This is a genomic window from Streptomyces sp. R41 (assembly GCF_041053055.1).
GTDB lineage: Bacteria > Actinomycetota > Actinomycetes > Streptomycetales > Streptomycetaceae > Streptomyces.
The window spans coordinates 8584209-8611097 of sequence record NZ_CP163443.1; the positions used below are offsets into that span (position 1 = coordinate 8584209).

At 69.3% G+C, this 26889-nt stretch carries 17 protein-coding genes; 9 read left to right on the top strand and 8 right to left on the bottom strand.

What is annotated here, in order from left to right; genetic code table 11:
* The first annotated feature begins 71 nt into the window (after positions 1-71).
* The 8 genes from AB5J53_RS39005 to AB5J53_RS39040 are packed head-to-tail and all read left to right on the top strand — an operon-like array spanning position 72 to position 11923.
* Positions 72-215: a pyrroloquinoline quinone precursor peptide PqqA gene (locus AB5J53_RS39005; protein WP_369250320.1), complete on the top strand. Its 144-nt coding sequence runs from the start codon at positions 72-74 to the stop codon at positions 213-215.
* A gap of 18 nt (positions 216-233) precedes the next feature.
* A complete protein-coding gene (gene pqqC, locus AB5J53_RS39010; protein ID WP_369250321.1) occupies positions 234-1031 on the top strand; it encodes a pyrroloquinoline-quinone synthase PqqC in 798 nt (265 codons plus the stop codon).
* Complete coding sequence (gene pqqD / locus AB5J53_RS39015) at positions 1028-1282, top strand: pyrroloquinoline quinone biosynthesis peptide chaperone PqqD (protein ID WP_369250322.1); 255 nt, start codon at positions 1028-1030, stop codon at positions 1280-1282. The genes pqqC and pqqD overlap by 4 nt, the downstream gene beginning before the upstream one ends.
* On the top strand, positions 1279-2358 hold the full coding sequence (gene pqqE, locus AB5J53_RS39020) for a pyrroloquinoline quinone biosynthesis protein PqqE (RefSeq protein ID WP_369250323.1): 1080 nt from the start codon (positions 1279-1281) through the stop codon (positions 2356-2358). The genes pqqD and pqqE overlap by 4 nt, the downstream gene beginning before the upstream one ends.
* Positions 2352-3602: a glycoside hydrolase family 105 protein gene (locus AB5J53_RS39025; protein ID WP_369252729.1), complete on the top strand. Its 1251-nt coding sequence runs from the start codon at positions 2352-2354 to the stop codon at positions 3600-3602. Before pqqE ends, AB5J53_RS39025 begins: the two co-directional genes overlap by 7 nt.
* A 4-nt stretch (positions 3603-3606) precedes the next feature.
* Positions 3607-4386: a heparin lyase I family protein gene (locus AB5J53_RS39030; RefSeq protein WP_369250324.1), complete on the top strand. Its 780-nt coding sequence runs from the start codon at positions 3607-3609 to the stop codon at positions 4384-4386.
* An 11-nt stretch (positions 4387-4397) separates the two neighbouring features.
* Positions 4398-9881 carry a glycosyl hydrolase family 28 protein gene (locus AB5J53_RS39035; RefSeq protein WP_369250325.1) on the top strand — a complete coding sequence of 1828 codons (5484 nt, stop codon included), beginning with the start codon at positions 4398-4400 and terminating at the stop codon, positions 9879-9881.
* An 11-nt stretch (positions 9882-9892) separates the two neighbouring features.
* Complete coding sequence (locus AB5J53_RS39040) at positions 9893-11923, top strand: PQQ-dependent sugar dehydrogenase (protein ID WP_369250326.1); 2031 nt, start codon at positions 9893-9895, stop codon at positions 11921-11923.
* Between the two features lie 51 nt (positions 11924-11974).
* Here AB5J53_RS39040 and AB5J53_RS39045 read toward each other — a convergent pair whose 3' ends face one another.
* The 8 genes from AB5J53_RS39045 to AB5J53_RS39080 all read right to left on the bottom strand — a co-directional run bounded on the left by AB5J53_RS39045 (position 11975) and on the right by AB5J53_RS39080 (position 25792).
* Positions 11975-14932, bottom strand: a complete 2958-nt coding sequence (locus AB5J53_RS39045) for a BTAD domain-containing putative transcriptional regulator (RefSeq protein WP_369252731.1) — start codon at positions 14930-14932, stop codon at positions 11975-11977.
* Positions 14933-15942: 1010 nt separating this feature from the next.
* Positions 15943-16758 carry a trypsin-like peptidase domain-containing protein gene (locus AB5J53_RS39050; RefSeq protein WP_369250327.1) on the bottom strand — a complete coding sequence of 272 codons (816 nt, stop codon included), beginning with the start codon at positions 16756-16758 and terminating at the stop codon, positions 15943-15945.
* Positions 16755-17066, bottom strand: coding sequence for a CU044_2847 family protein (locus tag AB5J53_RS39055; protein WP_369250328.1), 312 nt, complete (start codon positions 17064-17066; stop codon positions 16755-16757). Before AB5J53_RS39055 ends, AB5J53_RS39050 begins: the two co-directional genes overlap by 4 nt.
* A 196-nt stretch (positions 17067-17262) precedes the next feature.
* The gene (locus AB5J53_RS39060; protein ID WP_369250329.1) at positions 17263-18039 is read right to left on the bottom strand and encodes an ABC transporter ATP-binding protein; all 777 of its coding nucleotides are present in this window, start codon (positions 18037-18039) and stop codon (positions 17263-17265) included.
* Positions 18036-20732, bottom strand: coding sequence for an ATP-binding cassette domain-containing protein (locus AB5J53_RS39065; RefSeq protein ID WP_369250330.1), 2697 nt, complete (start codon positions 20730-20732; stop codon positions 18036-18038). The genes AB5J53_RS39060 and AB5J53_RS39065 overlap by 4 nt, the downstream gene beginning before the upstream one ends.
* Before the next feature lie 22 nt (positions 20733-20754).
* The gene (locus tag AB5J53_RS39070; protein ID WP_369250331.1) at positions 20755-22011 is read right to left on the bottom strand and encodes an ABC transporter substrate-binding protein; all 1257 of its coding nucleotides are present in this window, start codon (positions 22009-22011) and stop codon (positions 20755-20757) included.
* Positions 22012-22140: 129 nt separating this feature from the next.
* Positions 22141-23967 (bottom strand): long-chain fatty acid--CoA ligase, encoded by a 1827-nt coding sequence (locus AB5J53_RS39075; RefSeq protein ID WP_369250332.1) that lies wholly within the window; start codon positions 23965-23967, stop codon positions 22141-22143.
* Positions 23968-24307: 340 nt separating this feature from the next.
* Positions 24308-25792 carry an MFS transporter gene (locus tag AB5J53_RS39080; RefSeq protein ID WP_369250333.1) on the bottom strand — a complete coding sequence of 495 codons (1485 nt, stop codon included), beginning with the start codon at positions 25790-25792 and terminating at the stop codon, positions 24308-24310.
* A gap of 112 nt (positions 25793-25904) precedes the next feature.
* Here AB5J53_RS39080 and AB5J53_RS39085 point away from each other — a divergent pair, with 112 nt between their 5' ends.
* Complete coding sequence (locus AB5J53_RS39085) at positions 25905-26885, top strand: Lrp/AsnC family transcriptional regulator (RefSeq protein WP_369250334.1); 981 nt, start codon at positions 25905-25907, stop codon at positions 26883-26885.
* Positions 26886-26889: the final 4 nt, after the last annotated feature.

The window sequence follows — 26889 nt, forward strand, 5'->3', positions numbered from 1 at the left end:
GTCTGTCTGGGCCCCACCACACCTGTCTGGGCTCCACACCCCCCACCCATCAGGAAAGCGGGTACGCACACATGAACGAACAGTCGGCTCTCGAGGCCTCCCGTACACAACCGACCATTCGGGAAACATCGGAGGAAAGGGTCTGGGAGACCCCCGGGTATCTCGTCGTCGAGACCGCCCTGGAGGTCACCGCGTACGCCCTCGGCGAGCGCTAGACCACCGGTGGTCGAACCATGACCGCGACAACCGTGCGCGACGACGGTGCCGCGGCCCCTTGGCGAACCCCCGAGTTCACCGAGCGGCTGCGCGCCGTCGCCGAGGAGCGCTACCACGACCGGCACCCCTTCAACACCCGTATGCATCAAGGCGAGTTGACGCCCGACGAGCTGCGCCGCTGGATCGCCAACCGCTTCCACTATCAGCGCCACATCCCCGTCAAGGACGCCCTGATCGTCGCCAAGTTCGGCGAGCCCGCGCTCCGCCGCGCCTGGCTGCGCAGGATCCAGGACCACGACGGAACCCCCGACGGCGAGGGCGGCATCGAACGCTGGCTGCGGCTCGGCGAAGCGGCCGGCCTTGACCGCCTGACACTGTGGGACGCGTCCCGGGTGCTGCCCGGCGTACGGTTCGCGGTCGAGGGTTATGTCACCTTCTGCCGCCGGCGACCGGCACTTGACGCGGTCGCCGCCTCGCTCACCGAGTTGTCGGCGCCCGGCCTGATGCGCAAGAGGATCGCCGCCTTCGAGCGGCACTATCCCTGGATCGACGCCGACGGGCTCGCCTACTTCCGGGCCCGCATCGGCCAGGGCGGACGGGACAGCGAGGAGGCCCTCGCACTCGTCCAGGCCTGGGCCCGCACCAGGGAACAGCAGGAACGGGCGGTGGCCGCGCTGGTGTTCAAGTGCGAGGTGCTGTGGGCCTTGTTGGACGCGGTGGACCAAGGCGGCGGGGAGGAGCGGGGCGTCCGGGTGGACCGGGGCGGCGGAGTGGACCACGCCGGCGTGCTGCGCGACCCGGTGAGCGGGTCATGACCTGGCGCCCCGCCCTCTCGCGATCCGTGATGCTCCGTCACGATCACGTCAGAGACACCGACTTGCTGCTCCTCCCCGAGCGAGTCGTCGTCCTGCGCGGCACCGCGGGCAGCGTCGTCCGGCTCTGCGACGGCAGTCGCGCGGTTCCCGAGATCGTCGCCGAGCTGGGCGAACGGTTCCCCGGCGCGCCGGTCGCCGACGAAGTCCCGTTATTCCTCTCGGCGTTGCGGAAGGAGGGCTGGCTCCAGTGACCGTGGCTCCCCCCTGGGCCCTGCTCGCCGAACTCACCCACGGCTGTCCGTTGCGCTGCGCGTATTGCTCCAACCCCGTCGAACTGATCAGTCGGTCAAGAGAGCTGAACACCGAACAATGGGACGACGTGCTGCGCCAGGCCGCTGACCTGGGCGTCGTGCAGACCCACCTCTCCGGCGGCGAACCGCTCCTCAGGCGCGACCTCACCCGGATCGTCGAGGCCGCCGACACCGCGGGGCTCTACACCCAGCTCGTCACCAGCGGCGTGGGCCTGCACGAGCGGCGGCTCGCCGAACTGCGCGACGCCGGACTGCGCTGCGTCCAGCTCTCCGTGCAGCACGCCGACCCGATTGCTTCCGAACTCATCGCGGGCGCCCGCTCGTTCGCCGCCAAGGAACGCGCAGCGCGCCTGGTGCGCGCCGCCGGACTCCCGCTCGGTCTGAACGTCGTGCTCCACCGCGCCAACATCGACGCCCTCGACGATCTGATCACCCTCGGCCTCGACTGGGGTGCCGAGCGGATCGAGCTCGCCAACACCCAGTTCTACGGCTGGGCGTTACGCAACCGCGCGGCCCTGCTGCCGACCCGCGTCCAGGTCGACCGGGCCCGTATCACCGTGACCCGACGCCGTGAACAGCTCGCCGGTGCTCTGGAGTTGATCTGGGTCGCACCCGACTACCTCGACGGCACCGCGAAACCGTGCATGGGCGGCTGGGGGGCCGTCTCCCTCACCGTCGCCCCGGACGGCACCGTACTCCCGTGCCCGGCTGCGGCGACCCTCCCCGACCTCGACCCGCCGAACGTGCTGGACCACCGACTCGACTGGATCTGGCGCGAGTCGAAGGCCTTCAACGCCCACCGCGGCGAGGGCTGGATGCGGGACCCCTGCCGCACCTGCGCCCTGCGCACCACCGACTACGGCGGCTGCCGCTGCCAGGCGTACGCGCTCACAGGCGACGCCACGCGCACGGACCCGGCCTGCCGTCACGCCCCCGACCACCACCTCGTACGCACGCTCGTCGACGACAGCCCGCGTACGACCTCTGCCTACGCCTACCGAGAGGGAGGATCATGAGACGACGACTGCGAGCGGCGCTGCTCGCGGGCGCGCTCGCCACCGCCGGCCTGATGACGGTGTCCGCGACCGCGCCCCAGACTGCCGCCGCCGACCCTCAGCAGATCGCCGCGCCCGACGGATCCCGGATCGCCGCGCCCGCCGGATCCCGGATCGCCGCCCCCGGCCGGTCCCCGGTCGCCACGCCAGACTGGTCGGTCGCCCTCGTCGACTCGACCATGGCCCGCTACACGCCGAGCACGATCGGCGGCTGGTCGTACCCGGTCGGTCTCTACCTCTACGGCCAGTATCTCACCTATCGGCGCACGCACGACGCCCGCTATCTCACGTACATCAAGAGCTATGCCGACCGCTTCGTGAAGAGCGACGGGACGATCAGCCAGAGCTTCAACAGCCTCGACAGCATGCAGGCCGGCCGACTGCTGACCATCCTGCACCACGAGACGGGTCAGGACCGCTACCGCAAGGCGGCGAAGAAGATCCGCGACCGGCTCACCACCTATCCGCGCACCGCCGACGGCGGCTTCTGGCACGCCGACACCAGCAGCCGTGCGCATCAACTCTGGGCGGACGGCGTCTACATGGTGAATCCGTTCCTCGTCGAATACGGCAAGGAGTTTGGGGACACGACGTACGCGAACGACGAGGCGGCCAAGCAGCTGTACGTCTACGGCAGCCATCTCCAGGTCGCGAGCGGCCTGTTGAAGCACGCGTACGACGAGTCGAAGACCGCGAGCTGGGCCGATCCGCAGACGGGGCTCGCGCCCGAGCACTGGTGCCGGGCGGTCGGCTGGTACTCGATGGCGATCGTCAACGTGCTGGACGCGATCCCCGTAAGCCATCCCCGTCGGGCTCAACTGGTCGGCATCCTGCGGAAGTTGGCGGTCGGCCTGGAGAAGTACCAGGACCCGGCCACCGGGCGCTGGTTCCAGGTGATCGACAAGGGCGGCAGAATCGACAACTGGACCGAGACGTCCTGCTCCAGCATGTTCACCTACGCCCTCTCGCGCGGCGTCCAACAGGGCTACCTCGACGCGCACTACGCCTCAGTCGCCCAGCGCGGTTACGAAGGCGTTCTCGCCAAGATCTCGACGGGCTCCGACGGCCGCACCAACCTCACCGACATCTCGATCGGCACGAACGTCGGCGACTACGCGTACTACGCCGCCCGCACCCGGGCCACGAACGACTTCCACGGCCTCGGTGCCTTTCTGATCATGAACGAACAGTTGCGAGGTGATTAGTGTCATGAGCACGTCCAGAAGAGGGTTGCTCGGCGCCGCTCTCGGCGGCGCGGTCGGCCTCTCGAGCGCTACAGCGGCGCACGCTGCCTCCTGGCAGCAGAAGTGGGCCCCCTCGGCGAGCGGCAACGGACTCGGCGCTTTCGAGACCGTCGAGGACGATCGCGCCGACTCGCACCCCGCCGGACAGCCACACATCTACGCGACCGGCGACAACTGGCGCTTCAACATGCACAGAGTCGACCGGGACACGTCGACCGACCGGCAGCGCCAGGAGGTCACCGGACTGCGCAACGGCAGCGGCAGCAATTATCTGAAGTGGACCGAGGGCCAGACCTGGCGGGTCACGTACTCGATGTACATCCCGAGCTCGCTGAAGGCGACGACCACCTTCACCCACATCATGCAGATGAAGCAGCCCGGCAACGGCACCTCGCCGATCGTCGTGCAGTCACTGCGGCGTGTGAACGGCGTGCAGACCATCGAACTGAAGCTCGCGATCGACGACATCCTCGTCGGCCGTACGGACCTGGAGCCGCTGCACGACAAGTGGATCGACGTCGACTTCCAGATCAAGGTCGGTAACGGCTCGGCGGGCTCGGTCCGTTGGATCCTCAAGAACGGCTCGACCACGGTCGTCGACAAGTCGAGGACGGGCGTCGACACCTTCCTCGCCGACCGGGTGCGGCCCAAGTGGGGCATCTACCGCTCCCTCGGTGACACCTCCGGGTCACTGCAGGACTGCTACCTGCTGCTGACCAACCTCCGCGGCTACCAACTGGTGTGAGGAGCCGTCACATGAAACGCACACACTGGGTGACGACGGTCTTCTTCGCCTTCGCCGTGGTTCTCGGCCTGACACACCCCGAGGCCCTCGCGGCCGCACCGACGACCCGGGCCGGCGTCTTCGACGTACGCGACTACGGAGCCAAGGGCGACGGCTCCACCAACGACACCTCCGCCATCAACAAGGCCATCACGGCTGCCAATTCGGCGGGCGGCGGCACGGTCCGCTTCCCCGCGGGCAAGTACAAGTCCAAGAACACCATCCACATGAAGAGCGAGGTCACGCTCCAGGTCGACAAGGGCGCGACGATCCAGGGCTCCAGCGCGGACACGTACGACCCGCCCGAGGACAACCCCAACGACGCCTACCAGGACTACGGGCACAGCCACTTCCACAACGCGATGATCTACGGCGACCGGCTCACGAACATCGGCTTCGTGGGCGACGGCGTCATCGACGGCCTCGGCAACCTCATCACCGGCAATCCCAAGTCCGGCGAGGCCGACAAGATTCTGTCCCTGACCCGCTGCAACGGCCTGCGCATCGGCGACGGCCTCACCCTGCGCCGCGGTGGCCACTTCGCGGCCCTCATCAACGGCTGCACGAACGTCACCTCGGACCACCTCACCATCGACACCGCGAGCGACCGCGACGGCTGGAACATCATCAGCACGACGAACGTCACGGTCACAGGCGCAAACATCAAGGCCAACGACGACGCACTCGTCTTCAAGAGCGACTACGCGCTCGGCGCCAAACTGCCCAACGGCCATGTACGGGTGAGCGATTCGTATCTGTCGGCGGTGTGCTGCAACGCGCTGATGTTCGGCTCCGAGACCTGCGGGGACTTCTCCGACTACCAGTTCGCGAAGATCCGTATCGAGGGCTCCAACAAGTCCGGGCTCGGCATGGTCTCGATGGACGGCGCGAAGATCTCGGACGTCCACTACCGCGACATCACGATGACCAACGTCCACTCGCCGATCATGCAGAAGATCGGTACCCGGAAGCGCTGCGGCAACAGTCCGGGCATCGGCTCGATCAGCGACATCACGTACGACAACATCACGGCGACCGGCTCCAGCCCCTCCTTCAGCCCGACGCTGTGGGGCGAGAGCGGCCACCGGATCAAGGGCGTCACCTTCACCGACGTCAACATCACCGTGCCCGGCGGCAACGGGACCATGTCCACCGCCGTGCCGAGCAACGACCCGAACGACTACAACCCGAAGGCCATCGGCACGCGCCCCGCGTACGGCTGGTACCTCCACAACGCGGACGACGTCACCTTCACGGACAGCTCTGTGAAGTTCACGGCGAACGACGGACGCCCTGCCGTCATCGCCAACGCGGCGAGCGGGATCAGGTTCACGCGCCTCACGGCTCAGCGGGGGAGCGCGTCGCCGTATGACGCGGGGTTCCAGAACGTCACCGGGTACTGCCTGACGGACAGTCACAACACCACGGGCGGCGCGCTGCGGGTGTCCTCCACCGGGTCGACCGAGAACTGTGCCGCCATGGCGAAGCCGCTCGACCTGGAGAACCCCCGCCAGGCGTTCCTCCGCGGCTCCGTCGGCGGACTCTTCCTGCACTGGGGTGAACGCACCGCTCCCGCCCACACCAGCTGCACCGCCTGGGAGAACGACGTCACCAGCGGTGGCTGGACCCCCGACTACTGGGTGAAGGAGGCCCAGAAGCTGCACACCCAGTACCTCGTCCTCGCCACCTTCCACAGCCGGCTCGGCTACGCCCGCCCGTGGCCGTCGAAGATCCCAGGAAGCTGCTCCACCCGGCGCGACTTCCTCGGCGAACTGATCGGCGCGGCCAAGGCCGAGGGCCTCAAGGTCATCCTCTACATGACCGACGACCCTCAGTGGCACAACGAGGGCGGCCATGAATGGCTCGACTCGGCCGCGTACTCCGCCTACAAGGGCACGAAGGTCGACCTCACCACCCGCGACGGCTTCGGCCGCTTCTCCTACGACAACTTCTTCGAGGTCATGGACCGCTATCCCGACCTCGGCGGCTTCTGGATCGACAACGACAACGCGTACTGGGAGAGCCACAACCTCTACGCGCAGATCCAGCAGAAGCGCCCGAACTACACGCTCAGCAACAACAACGAAGACACGCCGATCATGGACATGATCAGCAACGAGCAGAAGACGGGGATGACACCGCCGTACGACTACCCCCAGGCGGTCTACACGGCCCAACCCCGCCTGACCGAGGCCGACTTCAAGCTCCCGTCGAGCGGGGCCTGGTGGTACGACGGCTCGAATCCCTCCGTCGACAAAATGCTCACACTCGGCCGGCTGATCACCAACGCGGGCTCGTCAGTGAAAGCACTGATGGCCGAGACCGCCCAGGTCAACGGCAAGTTCCCGAGCAACCAGGCCGCTTTCAACAACTTCGCCGACTCCTACCTCGACCCCATCTGGCCGTCCCTGCACGGCACCGAGGGCGGCGGCTACATGTACGGCGGCCTCAAACCCGGGTTCTGGAACGACGGCGCCCACGGCGTGACGACGATCAGCAAGAGCGACCCCAACCTCCAGTACGTGCATGTGCTGACGCCGCCGTCCACCAGCACGCTGCGCATCCGGGACAACGGCTACCGGATCGCGTCGGTCGCCAATCTCCGTACGGGAGCGGCGATTTCATGGTCACAGTCCGGCGGGGTGCTCACGTTGAGCGGCCTCGCCAACTGGGACCCGTACGACACCGTCTTCAAGGTCACGACCGCTGGGCGGCAGGGCATCCTCTCCGGGGTCACGGTCAGCGCGAGCGCCGCGTCGAGCGGTCACGCGGCCTCGGCCGCGGGCGACGGCAATTACCTCACGTACTGGGACAGCGACAAAGCCCTGCCGGTCAACCTCACCTTCGACCTCGGCTCGGCGAAGAAGGTCCAGTACATCGGACTGAACCAGCGTGAGGACTCCGTCGCCTACCCGCGCTCCGAGACCGAACAGTCGGCGCGGATCAAGGCGTACAAGGTGTTCCTCAGCAACGACGGTTCCAGCTGGGGAAGTGCGGTGAAGACTGGGCAGCTGCCAAGCCGCCGTGGAATTCAGGGGATTGACCTGACGGCGGCCAATGCCCGCTACGTACGCCTCGAAGTCGACTCCACCTGGGCCGCGTCCACCGACTCCACCCGGTATAAGCGGCTGCGGATCGACGAGGCGTGGATCGGGACGTCGTACGCCACACCGGCGACGTACTCCACCTTCTCGGACAACGGTCAGTCCGTCCGCCCCGCGATGGGCTGGAGCAGTTGGAGCTTCGTGCGCCGCTGGCCCACCGAGGCGAAGATCAAGGCGCAGGCCGACGCCCTCGTGTCGAGCGGCCTCAAGAACCACGGCTTCGTGTACGTCAATCTCGACGACTTCTGGCAGAAGTGCGACGCCAATGGGTTCGTTGTCGACGGCTACGGGCGCTGGACCGTCGACTCCGCCAAATTCCCCTCCGGGATCAAGGCGCTGGCCGACTACATCCACTCCAAGGGACTGAAGTTCGGCTTCTATGTGACACCGGGCATCGCCAAGAACGCGGTCACCAAGAACACGCCGATCGAGGGGACTTCGTATCACGCGGCCGATATCGCGGACACGTCGAAAACCGAGAAGAACTACAACTGCAAGAACATGTATTACATCGACTACGGGAAGCCGGGCGCGCAGGAGTTCGTGAACTCGTGGGCGAAGCAGTTCGCCTCCTGGGGAGTCGACTACCTGAAGATCGACGGGGTGGGCAGCGCCGACATTCCCGACGTCCAGGCCTGGGACAAGGCGCTGCGAGCGACCGGCCGTCCGATCAACTTCGCGCTCTCCAACAACCTTCCGATCGCGAACGCCTCCACCTGGCGCGCGCTGGCGAACAGCTGGCGCACTCAGGGCGATGTCGAGTGCTACTGCGGTTCGGGCGCGAACGGCAGCGGCTATCCGCTGACCGACTGGTCGCATGTCTCCGCCCGCTTCACCTCGGCGGCCAACTGGCAGCCGTACGCCGGCCCGGGCGGCTGGAACGACCTCGACTCACTGGAGATCGGCAACGGAGACCAGGCGGGACTCACCGCCGATCAGCGCCGCTCCCACTTCACGCTGTGGGCGATGGCGGCCGCTCCGCTGCTGCTCGGTACCGACCTCACGCACGTCGACTCCGTCGACAAGGCGATGCTGACGAATGACCGGCTCATCGGCGTCGACCAGGACGGGGCCGCCGCGAAACGGGTTGTGAGCAGTGGTGTCAAGCAGGTCTGGAGCAAGAAGGAAAACAGCGGCGACTATGTCGTGGCGCTGTTCAACACCGGTACGTCCGGCAACACCACGGTCGGTGTGAACTGGTCGCAGGTCGGTTTCACGGGCTCCGGCGACGTCACGGACCTGTGGTCGGGTTCCCACAAGGGTGTGATCGCGGACTCGTACAGTGCGACGCTGCGGCCGGGGGAAACACGGCTGATCCGTGTGAAGCCGGTGAGCGGCACGAGAGCTGTGGGTCCGGTCAACAGCGCCATGGCTGTGGACTCGGACAACAGCGCGATGGTTGTGGATCCGGTCAACAGCGCGATGGCTGTGAACTCGGTCAATCAGGTGAACGTTTCTGCTGCGGCTCCCGGTATGGCCGTCGCCCCCTACGAGTACCTCGGCTGGGGCAACCCGCAGAACCCCACCTCCGTGATGTCGGCGACCGGGGTCAAGTGGTTCACGCTCGCCTTCATCCTCTCCGATGGCTCCTGCAACCCGAAGTGGGACGGCTCGCGCCCGCTGACCGGCGGAAACGACCAGTCGAAGATCAAGGCGATCCGGGCGGCCGGCGGTGACGTCATCGTCTCCGTCGGCGGTTGGAGCGGTGCCAAACTCGGTGAGAAGTGTTCCAGCGCCTCGGCGCTCGCGGGCGCGTATCAGAAGGTGATCAACGCCTACGGCCTCAAGGTCATCGACATCGACATCGAGAACACCGAGTGGAACAACGCGACGGTACGGCAGCGCGTGATCGACGCGCTGAAGATCGTGAAGGCCAACAACTCCGGTCTGAAGACCATCATCACCTTCGGTACGACGACCAGCGGGCCGGATTCCACCGGAGTGGACATGATCAAGCGGGGCGCCAACTCCGGTCTCGCGAACGACATCTGGTGCATCATGCCGTTCGACTTCGGCGGCGGCACCACCAACATGGGCACGCTGACCACGCAGGCCATGGAGGGCCTCAAGGCGCGAGTGAAGTCGGCGTACGGATACAGCGACGCGACGACGTACGCGCACATCGGCCTGTCGTCGATGAACGGCAAGACCGACGACTCCGGTGAACGGGTCCGCGTGGCCGACTTCAAGACCATGCTCGCCTACGCGCAGCAGCACCACATCGCGCGCCTCACCTACTGGTCCGTGAACCGCGACCGGGCCTGCGGCTCGGGTTCCGACGGTGACTCCTGCAGCGGCGTCTCCCAGCAGCCGTACGACTACCTCAAGGTCTTCGCCCAGTACACGGGCTGAGGGGATCAACCATGAAACTCACAAGAGCGCTTCCCTGGTGCCTTTCCCTGGCCCTGGCCGTGCCGCTGATCGGTCTGACCGGTTCGACGGCCCGCGCGGCCACCGACTACCAGGCCGAGGACGCCACGATCTCGCAGGGCACGGTGGCCTCCAACCACACCGGCTACACGGGCACCGGCTTCGTCGACTACACCAACACCACGGGCTCGTATGTAGAGTTCACGGTGAGCGCGGCCTCGGCGGGCACCTCGTCGCTGGCCCTGCGCTACGCCAACGGCACCACTACCGACCGCCCCATGAACATCTCCGTCAACGGAACGGTCGTCGCCACCGGCGTCTCCTTCCCGGCCACCACCAACTGGGACACCTGGGCGGCCAAGAGCCTCAACGTCTCTTTGAACGCGGGCTCCAACAAGATCCGCGCGACCGCCACCACGGCCAACGGCGGCCCCAACCTCGACCGGATCAGCATCGGAGCGGCGGCCGACACCCAGGCGCCGAGCCGCCCCGGCCAGCCGAGCTGCTCGGCGGTCACGGAGGACGGCCTCACCCTTTCGTGGGGCGCCTCGACGGACAACGTCGGCGTGACGGCCTACGACATCTACGAACACGGCAACAAGCTCGGCGAGGCGCCTGGCGACGCGACCTCGAAGGCGCTCACCGGGCTGAGCCCCAACACCACCTACGACCTGACGGTCATCGCCCGGGACGCGGCCGGCAACGCCTCGCAGGCCAGCCCCGTCGTGGACTGCACCACCGCGCCGAGCTCCGACACCACCCCGCCGACCAAGCCCGGCACCCTCACCTCGTCCAACGTCACGGCCAACAGCGTCGACCTGAGCTGGGGCGCCTCGACCGACGACAAGGCGGTCGTCGGGTACGACGTGCGCAGCGGAACGACCGTCTACAAGTCCGTGACCGGCGGTACGTCGACCACGCTGACCGGACTCGCCTGCAACAGCCCGTACACCCTGAACGTCGTGGCGCGCGACGCGGCAGGCAATGTGTCGCCTGAGAGCAACACGGTCACCTTCACCACGCAGGCGTGCGCGACGGACGGCGGTGTTCCGTCGTCGATCGGGACGGTCTCCAGCGGGTGGACGATCCCGTGGGGCACGTACTGGATGCCCGACGGCCAGACCGCGCTGGTCACCGAGCGGGACGACTTCCGCGTCTGGAAGGTCACCAAGGACGGCACGAAGACGCAGGTCGGGACCGTGCCCAACGCGGTGACGACGAACGGCGAGGGCGGCCTGCTGGGCGTGGCGGCCGATCCGAAGTGGGAGACCAACCACTACGTCTACTTCATGCACACGGCGTCCGAGGGCAACCGGGTCGTCCGCATGACGTACAACGGCAGCTCGCTGACCAACTACACGATCCTGCTCCAGGGCATCAAGAAGAACCGCTACCACAACGGCGGACGCCTCGCCTTCGGCCCCGACGGCTATCTGTACGTCTCGACCGGTGAGGCCCAGACACCCGCCCTCGCGCAGGACAAGAACTCGCTCAACGGCAAGATCCTGCGCATGACGACGGACGGCAAGGCCGCTCCCGGCAATCCGTTCGGCAACTACGTCTACAGCTACGGTCACCGCAACCCGCAGGGCCTGGCGTTCGACCGCAACGGACGGCTGTGGGAGGCCGAGTTCGGCGACAGCTCCAAGGACGAGCTGAACCTCATCAAGCCGGGCGCCAACTACGGCTGGCCGACCTGCGAGGGCACGTGCAGCGTCTCCGGGATGACCAACCCCAAGAAGACCTGGAACGTCTCCGAGGCCTCGCCCAGCGGCATCGCCATCGTCCGCAACGTCATCTACATGGCGTCCCTGCGCGGTGAACGGCTGTGGCGCATCCCCATCAACGGCGACACGGAGAACGTCGGCACGGCGACCGCCTACTACGTGGGTACGTACGGCCGTCTGCGTACGGTCACCAAGGTCCCCGGCGCCGACCAGCTCTGGCTCTCGACCACCAACTGCGACAACAACGGAGGTGCGGCGGACGGCTCGGACAAGATCTTCCGGGTCAGCATCGGCTAGCACCTGTCCGGCCGATCGGCAGCACACGCGGCCGACCGCGGGCGGGGTGGATCAGGTCCCCGTGTAACGACCTGCCTCCTCGTCCGCGGTACGGCCGTCCAGCCGGGCGAGCAGGCGGTCCCGGACGTCGCTTCCTTCGGCCCCGGACACCTGCTCGTACCCTGCGAGGGCTTCGGCCCAGCAGGTACGGGCACGCGCGGACTCACCCCGTTCCTCCATGGCGTCACCCAGCACTACCAGGACATCGGCCCTGCGCCGGGCACCTCCCACCCGGCCCAGCACGGCGAGCGCCTGCTCCGCCTCCGCGGCCGCGGAGGCGGGCCGGCCCGCGCCGAGGTGTATCTCGGCGCGCCGGAAGCGCGCCATGCCCTCGCCGAGCGCCTGTCCGCACTCCTCGTAGATCCCTAGCGCCTGGTCCAACTGCTCCAGGGCTTCGGGAATCTGCCCCGCTGCGGACAGCGCGAGCCCCAGCGCGTAGCGTGACTCGGCGAGCGCGAGCGTGGCGGCCTCCGAGCCGAGCCGCTCGATGGCCTCCTCGGCGAGTGCCACCGCACTGCGGACATTGCGCAGACTCGCCTCGACGTGGGACAGCTGACACAGCGCACTGGCCACACCGAACGGGTTCTCGTCCTCACGGAACCGCGACAGGGCCTCCCGCAGACACCGGTCCGCCTCCGTGTACCTGCGCTCCTGGAGTGCGATGACACCACGGTCGTACGGCACCCAGGCACTGGTCACGGGATCGTCGATCGCCACGGCCAGCGCCAGCGCACGCTGCGCCTCCGCATCGGCCTCCCGCAGATTCCCCGCCGTCAGATGGACCGCGGTGAGCGCCGCACACGCGCGGCCCTCCGCCTGGGCGTCCCGTGCCTCGCGCGCGGCACGCTGCGCCGCGGCCGCCGTGTCCTGGTACTGGCGGAAGTTGCCGGAGCCCACGATGTCCTTCACGCTCCACAGCAGATCGATCGACCTGCGCAACTCGGAGCCCTGAGCGAGCTGGCGGGCGCAGGACAGGATGCACTGGGCCTCGGAGGCCAGCCAGCGCCTGGCGTCGTCGAGATAGGAGAACTCGACGCCGGGATACCGGGCCGGTTCCAGATGCTCCACGCTTCGGTCACCGGGATGCTCGACCGCGTACACCCCGGTCGCGGTGGCCAGATAGAAGTCCAGCAGGCGGGTCAGTGCCGCCCCCCGTTCACTGGCGGGCTGTTCGTCCCGCTCCGCACAGGCGCGGGCGTACAGCCTGGTGAGGTCGTGGTAGCGGTAGCGGCCCGGTGCCGCCGCCTCCAGGAAGCCGGTGTCGACGAGCGCTTCGAAGATGTCCTCCGTCTCCTCCGGCGGCTGACCGAGCATGGCGGCGGCCGCGGCGAGAGAGATGTCCGATCCGTCGGCGAGGCCGACGAGACGGAAGGCGCGCGCCTGAGCAGGATCCAGCTGCCCGTATCCCATCTCGAACGTCGCCTTGACCGCGAGGTCCCCCGCCTGCAACTCGTCGAGGCGGCGGCGCTCGTCGGAGAGTTTGGCGGCGAGTACGGACACGGTCCAGGTACGGCGGGCGGCGAGGCGCGAGGCCGCGATACGGATCGCGAGCGGAAGGAAACCGCAGGCGGCGACCACATCGAGGGCGGCACTGCGTTCGGCGCCGACGCGCTCGGCCCCCACGATCCTGGTGAACAGCAAAAGCGCCTCGTCCGGGCTCATCACATCGAGGTCCACGAGGTGAGCCCCGGCCAGATCCACCATGCGGACGCGGCTGGTGACGAGCGTGGCGCACCCGGGAGTGCTGGGGATCAACGGCCGTACCTGGGCGGCGTCGCGGGCGTTGTCCAGGAGCACCAGCACCCGGCGGTCGTTCAGGACTGAGCGGTAAAGCGCCGAGCGTTCCTCCAGCGAGTCCGGGATCGCCGAGTCCTCCATGCCCAGAGCGCGCAGGAAGGAGCCCAGGACGGTCTCGGGCTCCGCCGCCCGAGCCCCGGCCCCTTGCAGGTCCACGTACAACTGCCCGTCCGGGAAGCCCTGGCGCACCTGGTGCGCGACGTGCACGGCGAGAGTGGTTTTGCCCACGCCTCCGATGGCGGCCAGGGCGGAAACGGCCACGACGGCTCCCGGCGTGCGGCCAAGGACCTGGCTCAGCTCGCGCACGAAGCCGGCACGCCCCGTGAAATCGGGGACGGTGGCGGGGAGTTGTGAGGGACGGACGAAGGCCGGCGCCGTCTCGCGGTGCTCCACGGAGGGTTCCGCAAGTCTCGGGTCGGCTTGGAGGATGCGCTGCTGCAACTCCTGTAGTTCGGACCGCGGGTCCACGCCGAGTTCGTCGGCGAGCAGGCGTCGGGTGTCCGCGTACACGGCCAACGCCTCGGCCTGGCGCCCGCTTCGGTACAGGGCAAGCATGAGCAGCTCACGCAGGCGCTCGCGCAAGGGGTGGGCGGCGGTCAGTGCCGTGAGCTCCGAGACCGCCTCCGCATGGCGACCGAGTTCCAGGTCCAAGTCCAGGCGTGTCTCGCAGAGTTGCAGCCGCCACTCCTCCAATCTGACGCGCTGTGCTTCGGCATAGGGGCCCGGCAGGCCTGCCAGGGGCTCTCCGTCCCAGAGCGCGAGGGCCTGGTTGAACGTGTCACGTGCCTGCGCTCGTTCGCCGGCCGAACGGAGCGACTCCGCTTCTGCCGCAAGGCGCTGCGCATCCGCCAGATCGACCGAGCCGGCCGCGGTGCGCAGTGCGTATCCGCCGGACTCGCTGGCCAGGACACCTGGGCCGAGCACCTTGCGGAGCCGGGACGCGTACGTACGAACGGCTGCGAGGGCCTGGGACGGAGGCTCGTCTCCCCACAGCGCGTCGATCAACTGGGCGGCCGTGGCCGTGCGGCCTTCACCCAGCAACAGGGCGGCGAGCAGAGCACGTTGCGGCGGCGAGCCGGCGGACAGGGCCTCCGCGCCGCGCCACGCCCGAACCGGACCGAGCACACTGAAACGCAGCGTCGGCGTGCCCTCCTCGGTCCGGCCCTGCGGCACGTCCCCGACGGACGTGTCAGGAACGTGCCGGCGTACGGGTACACGAGGGCCTCGGGGCTCGGGCGGGGAGATCGGTGCCGCGGGCGCTCGCTGCACCCCCCGCCGCATGACATCGGCACGCCGCGCGGCCTCCACGAACAGGGCCCTGACTCCGGTGACACGGCGGTCGTCCCGAGCGTCGCGGGCCCCTTCGCCCTCGACGGCGGCGAGACTGAGCAGCGCGGCGACCGTCTGGGGATGGTGCGCGCCCACGGTCGCGGCGGCCTTCTGCGTGGCGACGGCCAGCACGTCCGCGGCGCGTCCCATCCGGTCACGGTCTCCGGCGGCCCGCGCGGACTCGAACTCCGCGGTGGCCAGGGCCACCAGCGCCGACAGGGACTGCGGGTGTTCGCCGCCGAGCAGGCCCACCACGCGGCGGACGGCGCTTTCGAGGCCGTCCAGCAGCTCGTCCGCGTCGTCGTGCCGACCCTGCCGCCGCGCCGTCGCCGTCAGGACGGAGGCCACCAGGAGGCGTACGTCCAGCTCCTCCTCGGCGTGGTCGACCGCGGCCATCCGCTCCCGGGCCTGCGCGGCCGCTGCCGCGGCACCTTCGATGTCGCCCAGCCGGATCTTGAGCGCCGCGAGATTGGCCAGCGTCCTCGTGGCAGCCGCGTCGCCGCCCGGATCGAACTGCAGCGCTGAGGACAGCACGGTCGCGGCGGCGGCCAGATATCCGCGATCGGCCAGGGTCACCGCCAGTTGGTTGCGCGAGGTGCTGTCGAGGTTCAGCCCGTCGGTGTCCCACGCCAGACGGGATGCCACATGCTGGAGGAGCGCCTGCGACGCACTCTGCAGACCGAGGCTGTCGAGCAGCGCGGTGAGGCGCGCCAGGTCGCGGCTGAGGGCCGGATGGTGCAGCACGTGGTCGTCCGCACGCAGGCGTTCGACGGCGCGGGTGGTCCGTACGGCGGCCGTGCTGTCGCCCCGCAGTGCGAGGGCGGCGTGGGAGATCGCTTCCTGCCAGACGTCGGTCATGCGGTGCCCCCGTTCCCCTCGCCGTCGATGAGCGCCTTCACGGCCATGAACTTGAGCTCGGCGATCTGGGACGGATCGATTAGGCTGCGCTGCGCCCATGCGTCGAGCTGGAGCAGGAGCGCCTCCGTGCCCACGAACCGGGCGGGCGTCGTGCCGTCCTGGACGAGGTGGTCGCGGTCCGGGCCCGGTGGCCGGAGCACGTCGATGAGGTGGACGACATCGAGGTGGTCGAAGCGGCGGATCGCCTCCCTGATGGTGGCGGCGAAGAGCACGTTGGCGGCGCGGGCCTCGGCGGCCCGGTCGGGGGCCTGCTCGATGAGGATGCCGACGACGGCGGGCTGCCGGGTGCCGTCGTCCCCCACACCCTCGACCGGCCCTCCCGAGTAGCCGGAGTAGTCGCCGAGATGCTGGTCCGTCGTGAGCTGCAGCGCTTCGATGGTCGCGCCCCCGACGCAGAGGTGCTGTGCGGCCCCGGCGCTGACCCGGCCGCTGAGGTGTACGTCGTTTGCGGCGGGCCGGTAGGGGCCGCGCCAGCGGTCCCCGTCGCGGGCGACGTCGGCCGCGGGGATCGGCAGCGTGACTTGGTGCCCGGCGCCGATCTCGACGAGGGCCAGATCGGCTTCCTTGTCCTGGCGGCAGACGCGGCCCTCGACCCGCTCCCCGTCGGCCAGTTCGATGCCGACGTGTTCGTCGAGCGACAGGCCGCGCAGGCAGTGCAGTGCGGTGAGCACGAACCGGCGGGTGAGCAGGAAGCCGCCGCCCAGGCGCTGCTGAGCCTGGTAGAGGTCGACCCAGTAGCTCGTGCCCGTCACGGGTTCCCCGGAGTGCGCTCCACGGTGAGGGTGACCTCGAACGAGGCCTCCGCCGAAGCCTTGGACAGGATGACGCCGGCTTCGGCCGCGAGGGTCAGACCGAAGGTGACGTCCAGGCTGGTGATCTGCCAGCCGTCGCGCTCGGGGACCTGCGCCAAGGACCGCTGGGCGATGGAGGAGGCCTGGACGATCGCCTCCTCGATCTCGGCGGCGCGCTCGCCGAGGGATGACGTCGCCCGTGTTCTGCTGGCGATCTGCCTGTTCCCGGCTGTGTCGAGTGCGACCGTCTCGACCCTGACATCGGCCATGACCGTACTTCTCCTGTGTGCCCGGCACCTTCGTCGGTGGTACGTGATCTCGGCGAGAGCCTAGTCGCGCAGCTCGGGCGGTGCGACCGCTTCCCGGACAAGTCCCGGTCCTGCCCGTGGTGTTGGCGGTCATGGCCCTCGGCCGACGTACGACTCGGCTGACGTACGGCTCGACTGACTTACGACTCGGGCGTGTTCAGGCCGTTGCCATGCCGAGGTACGCCTCGCGCACCCGCGGGTCGGCGTGTACCTCGGCGGCCGTGCCCTCCGCGAGGACGCTGCCGAGGTCGAGGACGACGACGCGGGCGCAGAGTTCCATGACGAAGGCGACGTTGTGTTCGACGAGGAGGACGGCGCAACCTTCTTCAACTGACAGATGACGGATGACAGACAACAGATGACGGATTTCACTGTCCGTCATCCCACTTGCGGGCTCGTCCAGCAACAACACCCTGGGCGGGTCCGCCACCGCGCGCGCGAGTTCGACCATCCGGGCCCGGCCCACCGGCAGGGCTCCCGCGTAGCTGCCCCCGAGCTCCTCAAGGCCGCACGTCCTGAGCACCGCGTCCGCCCGCTTCCTGCGTTCCCTCTCGTACGGACGCCGAGTGGGCGCCGCCAGCAGATCCGCCGCGAGGCCGCCTCCGCCGCCCCGCCACTCCTGAGCGACCACCAGGTTGTCGGCCACGGTGAGCTGGCCGAACAGCTGCTGACGCTGAAAGGTACGGCGCATGCCGTGGCGGGCGCGCCAGACGGGGGAGCGGCGCGTGATGTCGGTCCCGTCGAGGAGGATGCGGCCCTCGTCGGGGCGGCGGATGCCCGACAGGGCGTCGAAGAGGGTGGTCTTCCCGGCGCCGTTGGGTCCGATGAGTCCGCACACCTCGCCGGGGCACAACGCGAGGTCCACGCCGTCGAGGGCGTGGACGCCGCCGAAGCGGACGCCGATGCCTACGGCTTCGAGCACGGGAGCGTTCATGACTGGGGCACCCCCTTGGCCGATGACCGGGGCGTCCCCTGCGGCGAGGCCGCGATGCCCAAGTACGCCTCCGTCAGCCGGTCCGCCTCCACCTCGGCGCGCGAACCGCACCACGTCACCCGCCCTTGAGCGAGATAGGCGACCGTGTCCGCGAACTCGAGGACCTCGGCGGCCTTCTCCTCGACCAGCAACAGCGCGGTCCCTGCCTCCTTCAGCTCGGTCAGCAGCCGGAACACCTCGTCGACCACGCGCGGGGCGAGGCCGAGCGAGGGCTCGTCCGCGATGAGCACCTTCGGCGGGCGCTGAAGCAGCGGCGCCAGCGCGAGCATCTGCTGTTCGCCGCCGGACAGCGAGCCGGCGAGGACGCCGCGGCGCGCCGCGAGGCCGGGGAAGCGCGCGTACACGGCGTCACGTTCGTCCTTCGCGCGCAGGTGCAGGGCGAGATTCTCCTCGATGGTGAGGGACGGGAAGATCCCGCGCCCCTCGGGCGCCAGCACGACCCCCGCCCGAGACCGCCCGACGGCCCGCTCGCGTGTGGCGTCCCGCCCGGCGACGTACACCCGGCCGGTGAGCGGGGTCAGGAGCCCGGCGGCGACACGGCAGGTGGTGGACTTGCCGGCGCCGTTCGGGCCGAGGAGGGCAAGGATCTCGCCGGGGCGGACCGCGAGGTCGACGCCGTGCAGGACGGCGGCGCCGTCGTATCCGGCGTGTACGGCCCGGAGTTCGAGGGCCGCGTCGGGGGATGCCGCCGAAGGTGCCTTCGTCGGCGCATCCGGTGTCGTCGTCGCGCGCCTGCGGTGCAGGCGGGTGGAGACCGCCGCCGCGTAGCCGTCCGGGTCATTGGCCAGCGCCAGCCCCGCCAGGCCGAAAAGGATCACCGGCAGATGGACGGACTGGGTGACGTAGTCCGACAGCAGATGCGGTACGACGGCGTAGACGAGGCCCGCGACCACGGCGAACTGGGGGCGGCGCACCCCCGCCGCCACGACGACCGCCAGCCAGATCAGCCCGGTCATCGCGGTGAAGTCGGTCGCGGTGATGCGGGTGCTGTAGGACGCGTACATCACGCCGCCGAAGCCCGCGAGTCCGGCCGACAGCGTGAACAGCATGAGCTTGGTGCGGATCACCGACACGCCCGACGCCATCGCCGCCGCCGGAGCCGAGCGGACGGCGAGCATCGCACGCCCGGACGGCGAGTGACGCAGCGCGCTGAGCGCCGCCACGGCCAGCGCGACGAGCACGATCATCGCCAAGCCCATCGCGCGGTCGTCGCCCAGATCCACCGGTCCGAAGACCGGTCGCGGAATCGCCCAGCCCGTGTCGCCGTTCCTCAACCAGCCGATCTGGAAAAGGACTTGGTCGGCGAGGAAGGCGAGCGCGAGGGTCGCGAGGGCGAGCGAACGCCCGCCGAGCCGCAGCGCCGGGAGCGCCACCAGGGCGCCCAGTACGGCGGCCGCGCAGGTCCCCACCGCCGTGGCCGCCGCGAAGGGCCAGCCATGGCTCATCAGCAGCCCCGCCACCAGCGCCGCGCCCGTCACGAAGGTCGCCTGCGCCAGCGACACCATCGCGCCGAGCCCCGTCACCACCGTGAACGAGACGAACACCAGGGAGAGGGCGAGCCCTTGGGCGAGAATGCCGCTCCAGAAGGGGGTCGTGACCGTGTAGAAGGCGAGGGCCAGCAGCAGCCCGGCGGCCGTCCAGGGGCCCCAGCGCCGTACCCACGACCGGCCCGCCAAGTAGTCGATGGGCGGCGCGTCGACGGCCGCCGCCGTGCCCGCCGTCCGCTGTCGCCGCGTCAGCACCAGCAGCCCGGCGAAGAGAATCAGGAACGGAACGGCCGTACGGAAACCGGTGATCCGCTCGGCGAACGTCGCATACCCGGCGACCAGGTTCTGCAGCACCCCGAGCCCCAGTCCGCCCGCGAAGGCCAGCGGAATGGAGGCGAAGCGGCCGATGACCGCGGCCGTGGCCGAGACGAAGAGGAAGAGCGTGAAGTCGTGGGCGGACAGGCCGAGGAGAGGAGTGGCGAGCACACCCGCGAGTCCGGCGAGCGCTGACGACAGCATCCAGGCGATCGACGACAGCCTGTCCGCGCTCATCCCGCGCAGCTCCACGAGCGAGCGATTGTCCACCGCGGCCCGGAGTTCGAGTCCAAGCGGCGTGTGCCGCATCAGGATCCACAGCCCGACGGCGACCACGGCGGTCGCGACCCAGGTGATCAACTGGTCGGAGTCGACGCCGACGCCGTCCATCAGCTGCCACGACTTCGCCGGGCTCGGCCCGACCCCCGGAAGCCCGAACTGGTTCTCGGCCGGTTTGACGGACACCCCGGCGTCCTCGAGCAGCTCGACGATCCACAGCCCCAGCGCGGGCAGCGCCACCAACAACCCGATGGTGGCGACGATTTGGGCCGTCTCGCCGACCCGCGCCAGTTTGCGGAACATCAGCCGGTCCAGACCCAAGCCCAGCGCGGGCGCCACGACACCCACCAGCAGCACGGCCGTCGGCACGGCGGGCCAGCCGAGGCCCGAGTGCAGCTCGTAGAAGGCGAGCGCGCACAGGTAGGCGGTGGCGCCGTGGGCGAAGTTGAACAGCCCCGAGGCCGAGTAGGACAGCACGAGCCCGGTCGCGAGCAGGGCGTACAGCGCGCCGGAGACCAGTCCGCTCAGTACGAACCCCAACAGGTCCGACATGCCAAGCCCCCTTCAGAAGCGGCTACTTGAAGGGAATGGGCGAGTAGCACGTGAAGGGCGCCGACACGACGTACTTCCCGTCCTTGAGCTGGACGAGGGCCCCGCAGCCGAACGACTCCTTGCGTCCCCTGGGTTCGGCCCGGTCGCCGACCATCGTGCCCGTGTCGGAGAAAGCGTCCGCCGCCTTCTGGAAGGACGCCACCGTCAGATCCTTGCCCGCCTTCTCGGCGATGGCGAGGAAGAGGTCGGCGCTCATGTACCCGGTCGTCATGTGCATGTTCAAGGGAACGCTCTTTCCGGCCGCCTTCCCGATGTCCTCCTTGAACTGCCGCATCGCCGCGCTGTCTTGCTCGAACGGCTGGAACGACAGCAGGATGTGCACCCCGTCGAGCGCCTTCTTCGTCGCGCTCTTGGCGAGCAGCGACGGGTCGTAGTCGGTGGGATCGGTGAGCACGCCCTCGTACCCGGTGCGCTTGAGCGCCGTGAACAGACCGATGTTGTACGGGGTTTGCATCACGGAGACCACGGCGTCGGGTGCCTTGCCGCCGTTGCTGCGCAGGATCTCCTTGGTGTACGCCGACCAGTCGCTCGGCACGGCGCCCGCGGGCACGGACGACTTGGCGAAGGTCACCTTGTAGCCCGCCGAGGTGAAGCTCTGCTTGTAGGTGCGGATGGCGAAGGTGCCGGCGTCGCTGTCATTGGCCAGGATCGCCACGGACTTGCCCTGTGAGCCGCCCGTCACGTGTTTGAGCCCTTCCGGCCAGGTCTGTGAGATGGTGCCGCCGGGCATCGGCACCATGCAGCCGCCGAAGCCGTAGATGTATGTCGGCCCGCAGAACGAGGGCAGGGTGCCCCAGCCGAAGGTCGGTACCTTCTGCTGCTGCAGGAAGTCCGCCCCGGAGAAGGTCGTCGAACTCATCGGCGCGATCGCGAACACCTTGTCCTGCTGGACGAGTTTGCGTGCCGCGGCGAGGTTCTTGGCCGGGTCCTGTCCGTCGTCCTCGGCGCCGAGATAGTCGATCTTGCGGCCGTTGACCCCGCCCTCCGCGTTCGCCCGGTCGAAGCGGGCCTTCGCGCCGAGGTCGGTGTCCTTCTTCGAGTACCCGGTGGCGGTCGTCATCGAGACGATCCCGCCGACCTTGATGGAGTCGTCGGTCACCCCGCGTACGGAGCTCCCCGCCTTGTCCGAACCGCCGCCACTGGAAGCCGAGTTGCAGGCGGTGGTGGCGAGCAGCAGCGCGGCCACGGCGGCGGTCATGGTGCGGATCGGTCGCGACACGTCGGTCCCCCTCCGTCGGGTGACCGAAAGTGTGCGTGGGATCTGACGGACCGTCAATATCTGACGCATCGGTAAGTGACGAAGCGTCAGGGAACCTCCATTGGCGGCGCGCACCGCCCGAAGGGAGGCTCAGGCCCGGTACAACGCCTCGACCTCCGTCGAGTACGCCTTCTCGATCGCCTTCCGCTTCAGCTTCAGCGAAGGCGTCAGCAGCCCGTGCTCCTCGGTGAACTGGTGGGCCAGTATCCGGAATGTACGGATCGACTCGGCCTGCGAGACCAATGTGTTCGCGGCGACCACCGCGCGCCGCACCTCGGTCTCCAGGTCGGGGTCGCGCACCAACTGGGCAGGCGACAACTGCGGCTTGCCGCGCATCTGGAGCCAGTGTTCGACGGCTTCGGAGTCGAGCGTGACGAGTGCCGCGATGTACGGCCGGTCGTTGCCGACGACGATGCACTGGGCGACGAGCGGATGGTCGCGCACCCGCTCCTCCAGGATCCCAGGCGAGACGCTCTTGCCGCCGGAGGTCACCAGGATCTCCTTCTTGCGCCCGGTGATGGTGAGATAGCCGTCCTCGTCGAGCGAGCCCAGGTCACCGGTGGCGAGCCAGCCGTCGTGCAGGGCGGCGTCGGTGGCCTTCTGGTTGTTGAGGTAGCCCTGGAAGACGTTGCCGCCGTGCAGCCAGATCTCGCCGTCGTCCGCGATGTGCACGGTGGTGCCGGGGATCGCCTGGCCGACGGTGCCGAACCGGGTGCGCTCGGGCGGGTTGGCGGTCGCGGCCGCCGTGGACTCGGTGAGTCCGTACCCCTCGTAGATGGAGACGCCGGCGCCCGCGAAGAACAGCCCGAGCCGCCGGTCCATCGCCGAGCCGCCCGACATCGCGTGCTTGACCCGGCCGCCCATGGCGGCGCGCACCTTGGAGTAGACGACCTTGTCGAAGAACTGGTGCTGCATGCGCAGGCTCGCGGAGGGGCCGGGCCCGATGCCCCAGGCCTTCGACTCGATCGCGTCCGCGTAGCGCACGGCGACCTCGACGGCCTTCTCGAAGGGACCCGACTTGCCGTCCTTCTCGGCCTTGCGGCGAGCGGCGTTGAAGACCTTCTCGAAGATGTACGGCACGGCCAGGAAGAAGGTCGGCTGGAACGCGGCCAGGTCCGGCAGCAGGGCCGCCGCGTTCAGCTGCGGCTGGTGCCCGAACTTGACCTTCCCGCGGAAGGCGGCGACCTGCACCATCCGCCCGAAGACATGCGCGAGCGGCAGGAACAGCAGCGTGGCCGCCTCGTCGCCCCGCTTGGAGTGGAAGACGGGCTCCCAGCGCTCGATGACGGTGTCCGCCTCGAACATGAAGTTGGCGTGGGAGATCACACAGCCCTTGGGGCGGCCGGTGGTGCCGGAGGTGTAGATGATCGTCGCGGTCGACTCGGGCGTGACCGCGCGCCGGTGCCGGTGGACCACCTCGTCGTCGATGTGCGCGCCGGCCTCGTACAGCTCCTGCACGGCGCCCACGTCGAGCTGCCACAGCTTGTGCAGCTGCGGCAGCCGGTCGACGACCGTGGCGATGGTCATCGCGTGGTCCTCGTGCTCCACCATGACGGCCGACACCTCGGCGTCGTACAGCATCCAGAAGACCTGTTCGGCAGAGGAGGTGGGGTAGATGGGCACGACCTGGACGCCGATCGTCCACAGGGCGAAGTCGAAGAGCGTCCACTCGTAGCGCGTACGGCACATGATCGCGACCCGGTCCCCGAACCGGATGCCCTGGGCGAGCAGGCCCTTGGCAAGTGCGAGCACCTCGTCGCGGAACTCGGCGGACGTCACATCGCGCCACTGCCCCTGCTCGTCCTTGCGGCCGAGAGCGATGTGCAGCGGGTCTTCCAGGGCATGGTCGAAGACGACGTCAGCCAAGCCGCCCACCGGCGGCGCCGACGCCAACGGAGGGTTGGTGAACTCGCGCAATCCCGCTCCTTGTGGCGCTCCGCACAGCGCCGTGAAAGCTACCCCACCGGGCCGTCGTGCGGGAGGGGGGTCGGAGCGCCGAGGGCCGCGGCATATGCACAGGTCAGTCGGGGAAATGCCCGCACAAGGGGAAGGGCCGGACAGAATCGCTTACGGTTCCGTAGGTTTCCGGCCCGTAATCTCCACGGAATCTGTACGACCCGATGACAGTGCGCGGGCCCCCGGATACCGGACGTGGAGCATCTGCTTCCGGGCTCCCTGCGGCCCCGGAAGGTCCTGTGCGAAGGGTGCCGAGCCGGTCCCGGATGGACCCGGGACCGGCTCGGCACGCCTCGTGGCGTCACCGGCGAGACGCCGTCACCGTCTCGGCCGGTGCCACGGCCTCGCTCGCCGCAGGACGCGGTGTCCGCACCAACATCAGTACCAGCGCGCCGGCGACCATCCCCGTCACACCCGCGGCCACCGACGCCGTGTTGAGCCCCGACGCGAAGGCGGCCCGCAGCGTGTGCTCGGACAGTGCGCCCCGCAGCGCCCCGGCGCCGCCGCCCGCCAGCGTGTGCGCCGCGTCGTGCGACAGCGTGTCCTGCATACGGGAGGTCAGCACCGTGCCGAAGACGGCCACTCCGAGCGCGTACCCGAGCTGGCGGACCGTGTTGACCGCGCCGCCCGCCATGCCCGCCCGCTCCGGCGGTACCGCTGCGAGCGCCGCGCCGGCGATGGCGGGGGAGACGAACCCTGTGCCGATTCCCACCAATACCAGGCCCGGCACCAGCACCGTCCAGCTCGCACCCGCGTCCAGTACGGCCTGGCACAGGGCGCCCGAGCCGATCAGCAGCAGCCCGCCGCCTATCGTCAGCCGCGCCGGAACCCCGTGCAGCAGCTTCCCTGCCAGGATCGCGACCACCACCGAGGCGCCCGTCATCGGCAGCAGGGTGAGCCCACCGCGCACCGGGCTCATGCCCAGCACCGTCTGCATCCAGGTCGACAGATACGGGATGACACCGAACGCTGCCCCGTTGAAGGCGAGCGCGCCCACCATCACGCCCACGAAAGCGGGCTTGCGCAGCAGCGACAGATCGAGCAGCGGATGGGCCGCCCGACGCTCGACGAGCACGAACGCGACCAGCGAGAGCGCCGCGAGCGCGAACGAGCCCGTCGTGACCGCCGACGTCCAGCCGTCGGACCCGGCCCGCACCACCCCGTACGTCGTCGCCCCCGCGAAGCACGCGAACGCCGCCGTGCCCGCCCAGTCGATGCGCATGCCGCGTGGACCTCGCGACTCGGGCACGACCTTCAGCGTCAGCCACACCGACGCCACGCTCACCGGCAGGTTCACGAAGAAGATCCACCGCCAGCCGGGCCCCTCGGTGAGCAGCCCGCCAAGCACCGGCCCGACCGCGGCCGCGCTCCCGCTGACCGCACCCCACACCCCGAGCGCCGCCGATCGCTGTCGCCCCTGGTAGACGGAGCCGAGCAGCGGCAGCGTCGTCGCGAACATCGCCGCCGCGCCCACGCCTTGCAGTGCGCGCGCGGCCACCAGCATCCCGGGCCCGGACGCCAGCCCGCACAGCAGCGACGCCACCGCGAAGAGCGCGACGCCCGCCACATGCACCCGGCGGCGGCCGAGGATGTCGGCCGCGGCCCCGACTGCCAGCAGCAGTGCGGCGAGAGCGAGCGCGTACCCGTCGATCACCCACTGCAGATCACCCAGTGACGCGTGCAGCGCCCGCGCCATGTCCGGCAGCGCGACGACCCCGATCGTCACGTCCAGCAACAACATGAAAGTCCCCAGGCACACCGCCGTGAGCGGCCCCCATGTACGCATGTCCTCAACTCCTTGTGCCACGGATGCGTATGCCTCCGTACGATGAGGTCGTGCCGGATGATCGCGGCGGTTACCGAGGTCCGATCGACGGAATCCGACAAGGACAGGCCTTATGGAGATGGAATCCCACACCTTCGACAAACTCGATCTGCAGCTGTTGGCGGCACTGGAGGTGGACGGCCGGGCGCCCTTCAGCCGGATCGCGGAGGTGCTGGGCGTCTCCGACCAGACGATCGCGCGGCGCTACCGCAGGCTGTGCGCCGAGGGCGGGCTCCGCGTCGTCGCCGTCCGCGACGCCCAAGCGCTCGGCCAGGACCACTGGATGCTGCGGCTGCGCTGCGCGCCCGACAACGCGGAGGCGATCGCGGACGCGCTGGCCAAGCGCCCCGACACCGCCTGGATCGGGCTCGCATCGGGCGGTACCGAGGTGGTCTGCATGACGCGCCCCCGTAGCCCCGACGACCACGACGAACTGCTGCTCGGCAAGCTTCCGCGCACCCCGAGCATCATGGAGATCCGCGCCCACCAGCTGCTGCACCGCTTCTTCGGCGGACCCAACGGCTGGCTCGGCAAGTTCACCGTGCTGACGGACGATCAGATCGCCGCGCTGCGCCCCGAGCCGCCGGGCATCACCGGCCCCGCCCGGATCGACCCCGAGGACGAGCCGCTGGTCGCCGCCCTCGAACGCGACGGACGCGCCACCTACCCCGAGCTCCAACGGGCCACCGGCCGCTCGGAGTCCGCCGTCAAACGCCGGCTGGCCGGGCTGATCGCCTCCGGCGCCGTGTACATCGACGTCGAGTACCACTCCGAGATCCTCGGCTACCCCCTCGCCGCCTGCCTGTGGATCACGGCCGCCCCCGCCGCGCTCCACTCCGTCGGCCAGGCTCTCGCCACCCACGACGAGATCGCCTTCGCCTCCGCGACAGCGGGCCCCTCCAACGTCGTCGTGACCGCCGTAGCGCGCGACACGGCGGGCCTCTACGCCTACCTGAGCGAGGGGCTCGGCCGCCTCGAAGGCGTGCAGTACGTCGAGACGACGCCGTTCCTGCGCAGGGTCAAGCAGCTCACCTACGCGAGGCCGGCACGCTAGGCGC

Bases quoted from the DNA above. Each gene is read 5' to 3' on its own strand.
- AB5J53_RS39005 (WP_369250320.1), top strand. From the start codon at position 72: ATGAACGAACAGTCGGCTCTCGAGGCCTCCCGTACACAACCGACCATT.
- pqqC (WP_369250321.1), top strand. From the start codon at position 234: ATGACCGCGACAACCGTGCGCGACGACGGTGCCGCGGCCCCTTGGCGA.
- pqqD (WP_369250322.1), top strand. From the start codon at position 1,028: ATGACCTGGCGCCCCGCCCTCTCGCGATCCGTGATGCTCCGTCACGAT.
- AB5J53_RS39030 (WP_369250324.1), top strand. From the start codon at position 3,607: ATGAGCACGTCCAGAAGAGGGTTGCTCGGCGCCGCTCTCGGCGGCGCG.
- AB5J53_RS39035 (WP_369250325.1), top strand. From the start codon at position 4,398: ATGAAACGCACACACTGGGTGACGACGGTCTTCTTCGCCTTCGCCGTG.
- AB5J53_RS39040 (WP_369250326.1), top strand. From the start codon at position 9,893: ATGAAACTCACAAGAGCGCTTCCCTGGTGCCTTTCCCTGGCCCTGGCC.
- AB5J53_RS39055 (WP_369250328.1), bottom strand. From the start codon at position 17,066: ATGGCCGATGTCAGGGTCGAGACGGTCGCACTCGACACAGCCGGGAAC.
- AB5J53_RS39060 (WP_369250329.1), bottom strand. From the start codon at position 18,039: ATGAACGCTCCCGTGCTCGAAGCCGTAGGCATCGGCGTCCGCTTCGGC.
- AB5J53_RS39065 (WP_369250330.1), bottom strand. From the start codon at position 20,732: ATGTCGGACCTGTTGGGGTTCGTACTGAGCGGACTGGTCTCCGGCGCG.
- AB5J53_RS39080 (WP_369250333.1), bottom strand. From the start codon at position 25,792: ATGCGTACATGGGGGCCGCTCACGGCGGTGTGCCTGGGGACTTTCATG.
- AB5J53_RS39085 (WP_369250334.1), top strand. From the start codon at position 25,905: ATGGAGATGGAATCCCACACCTTCGACAAACTCGATCTGCAGCTGTTG.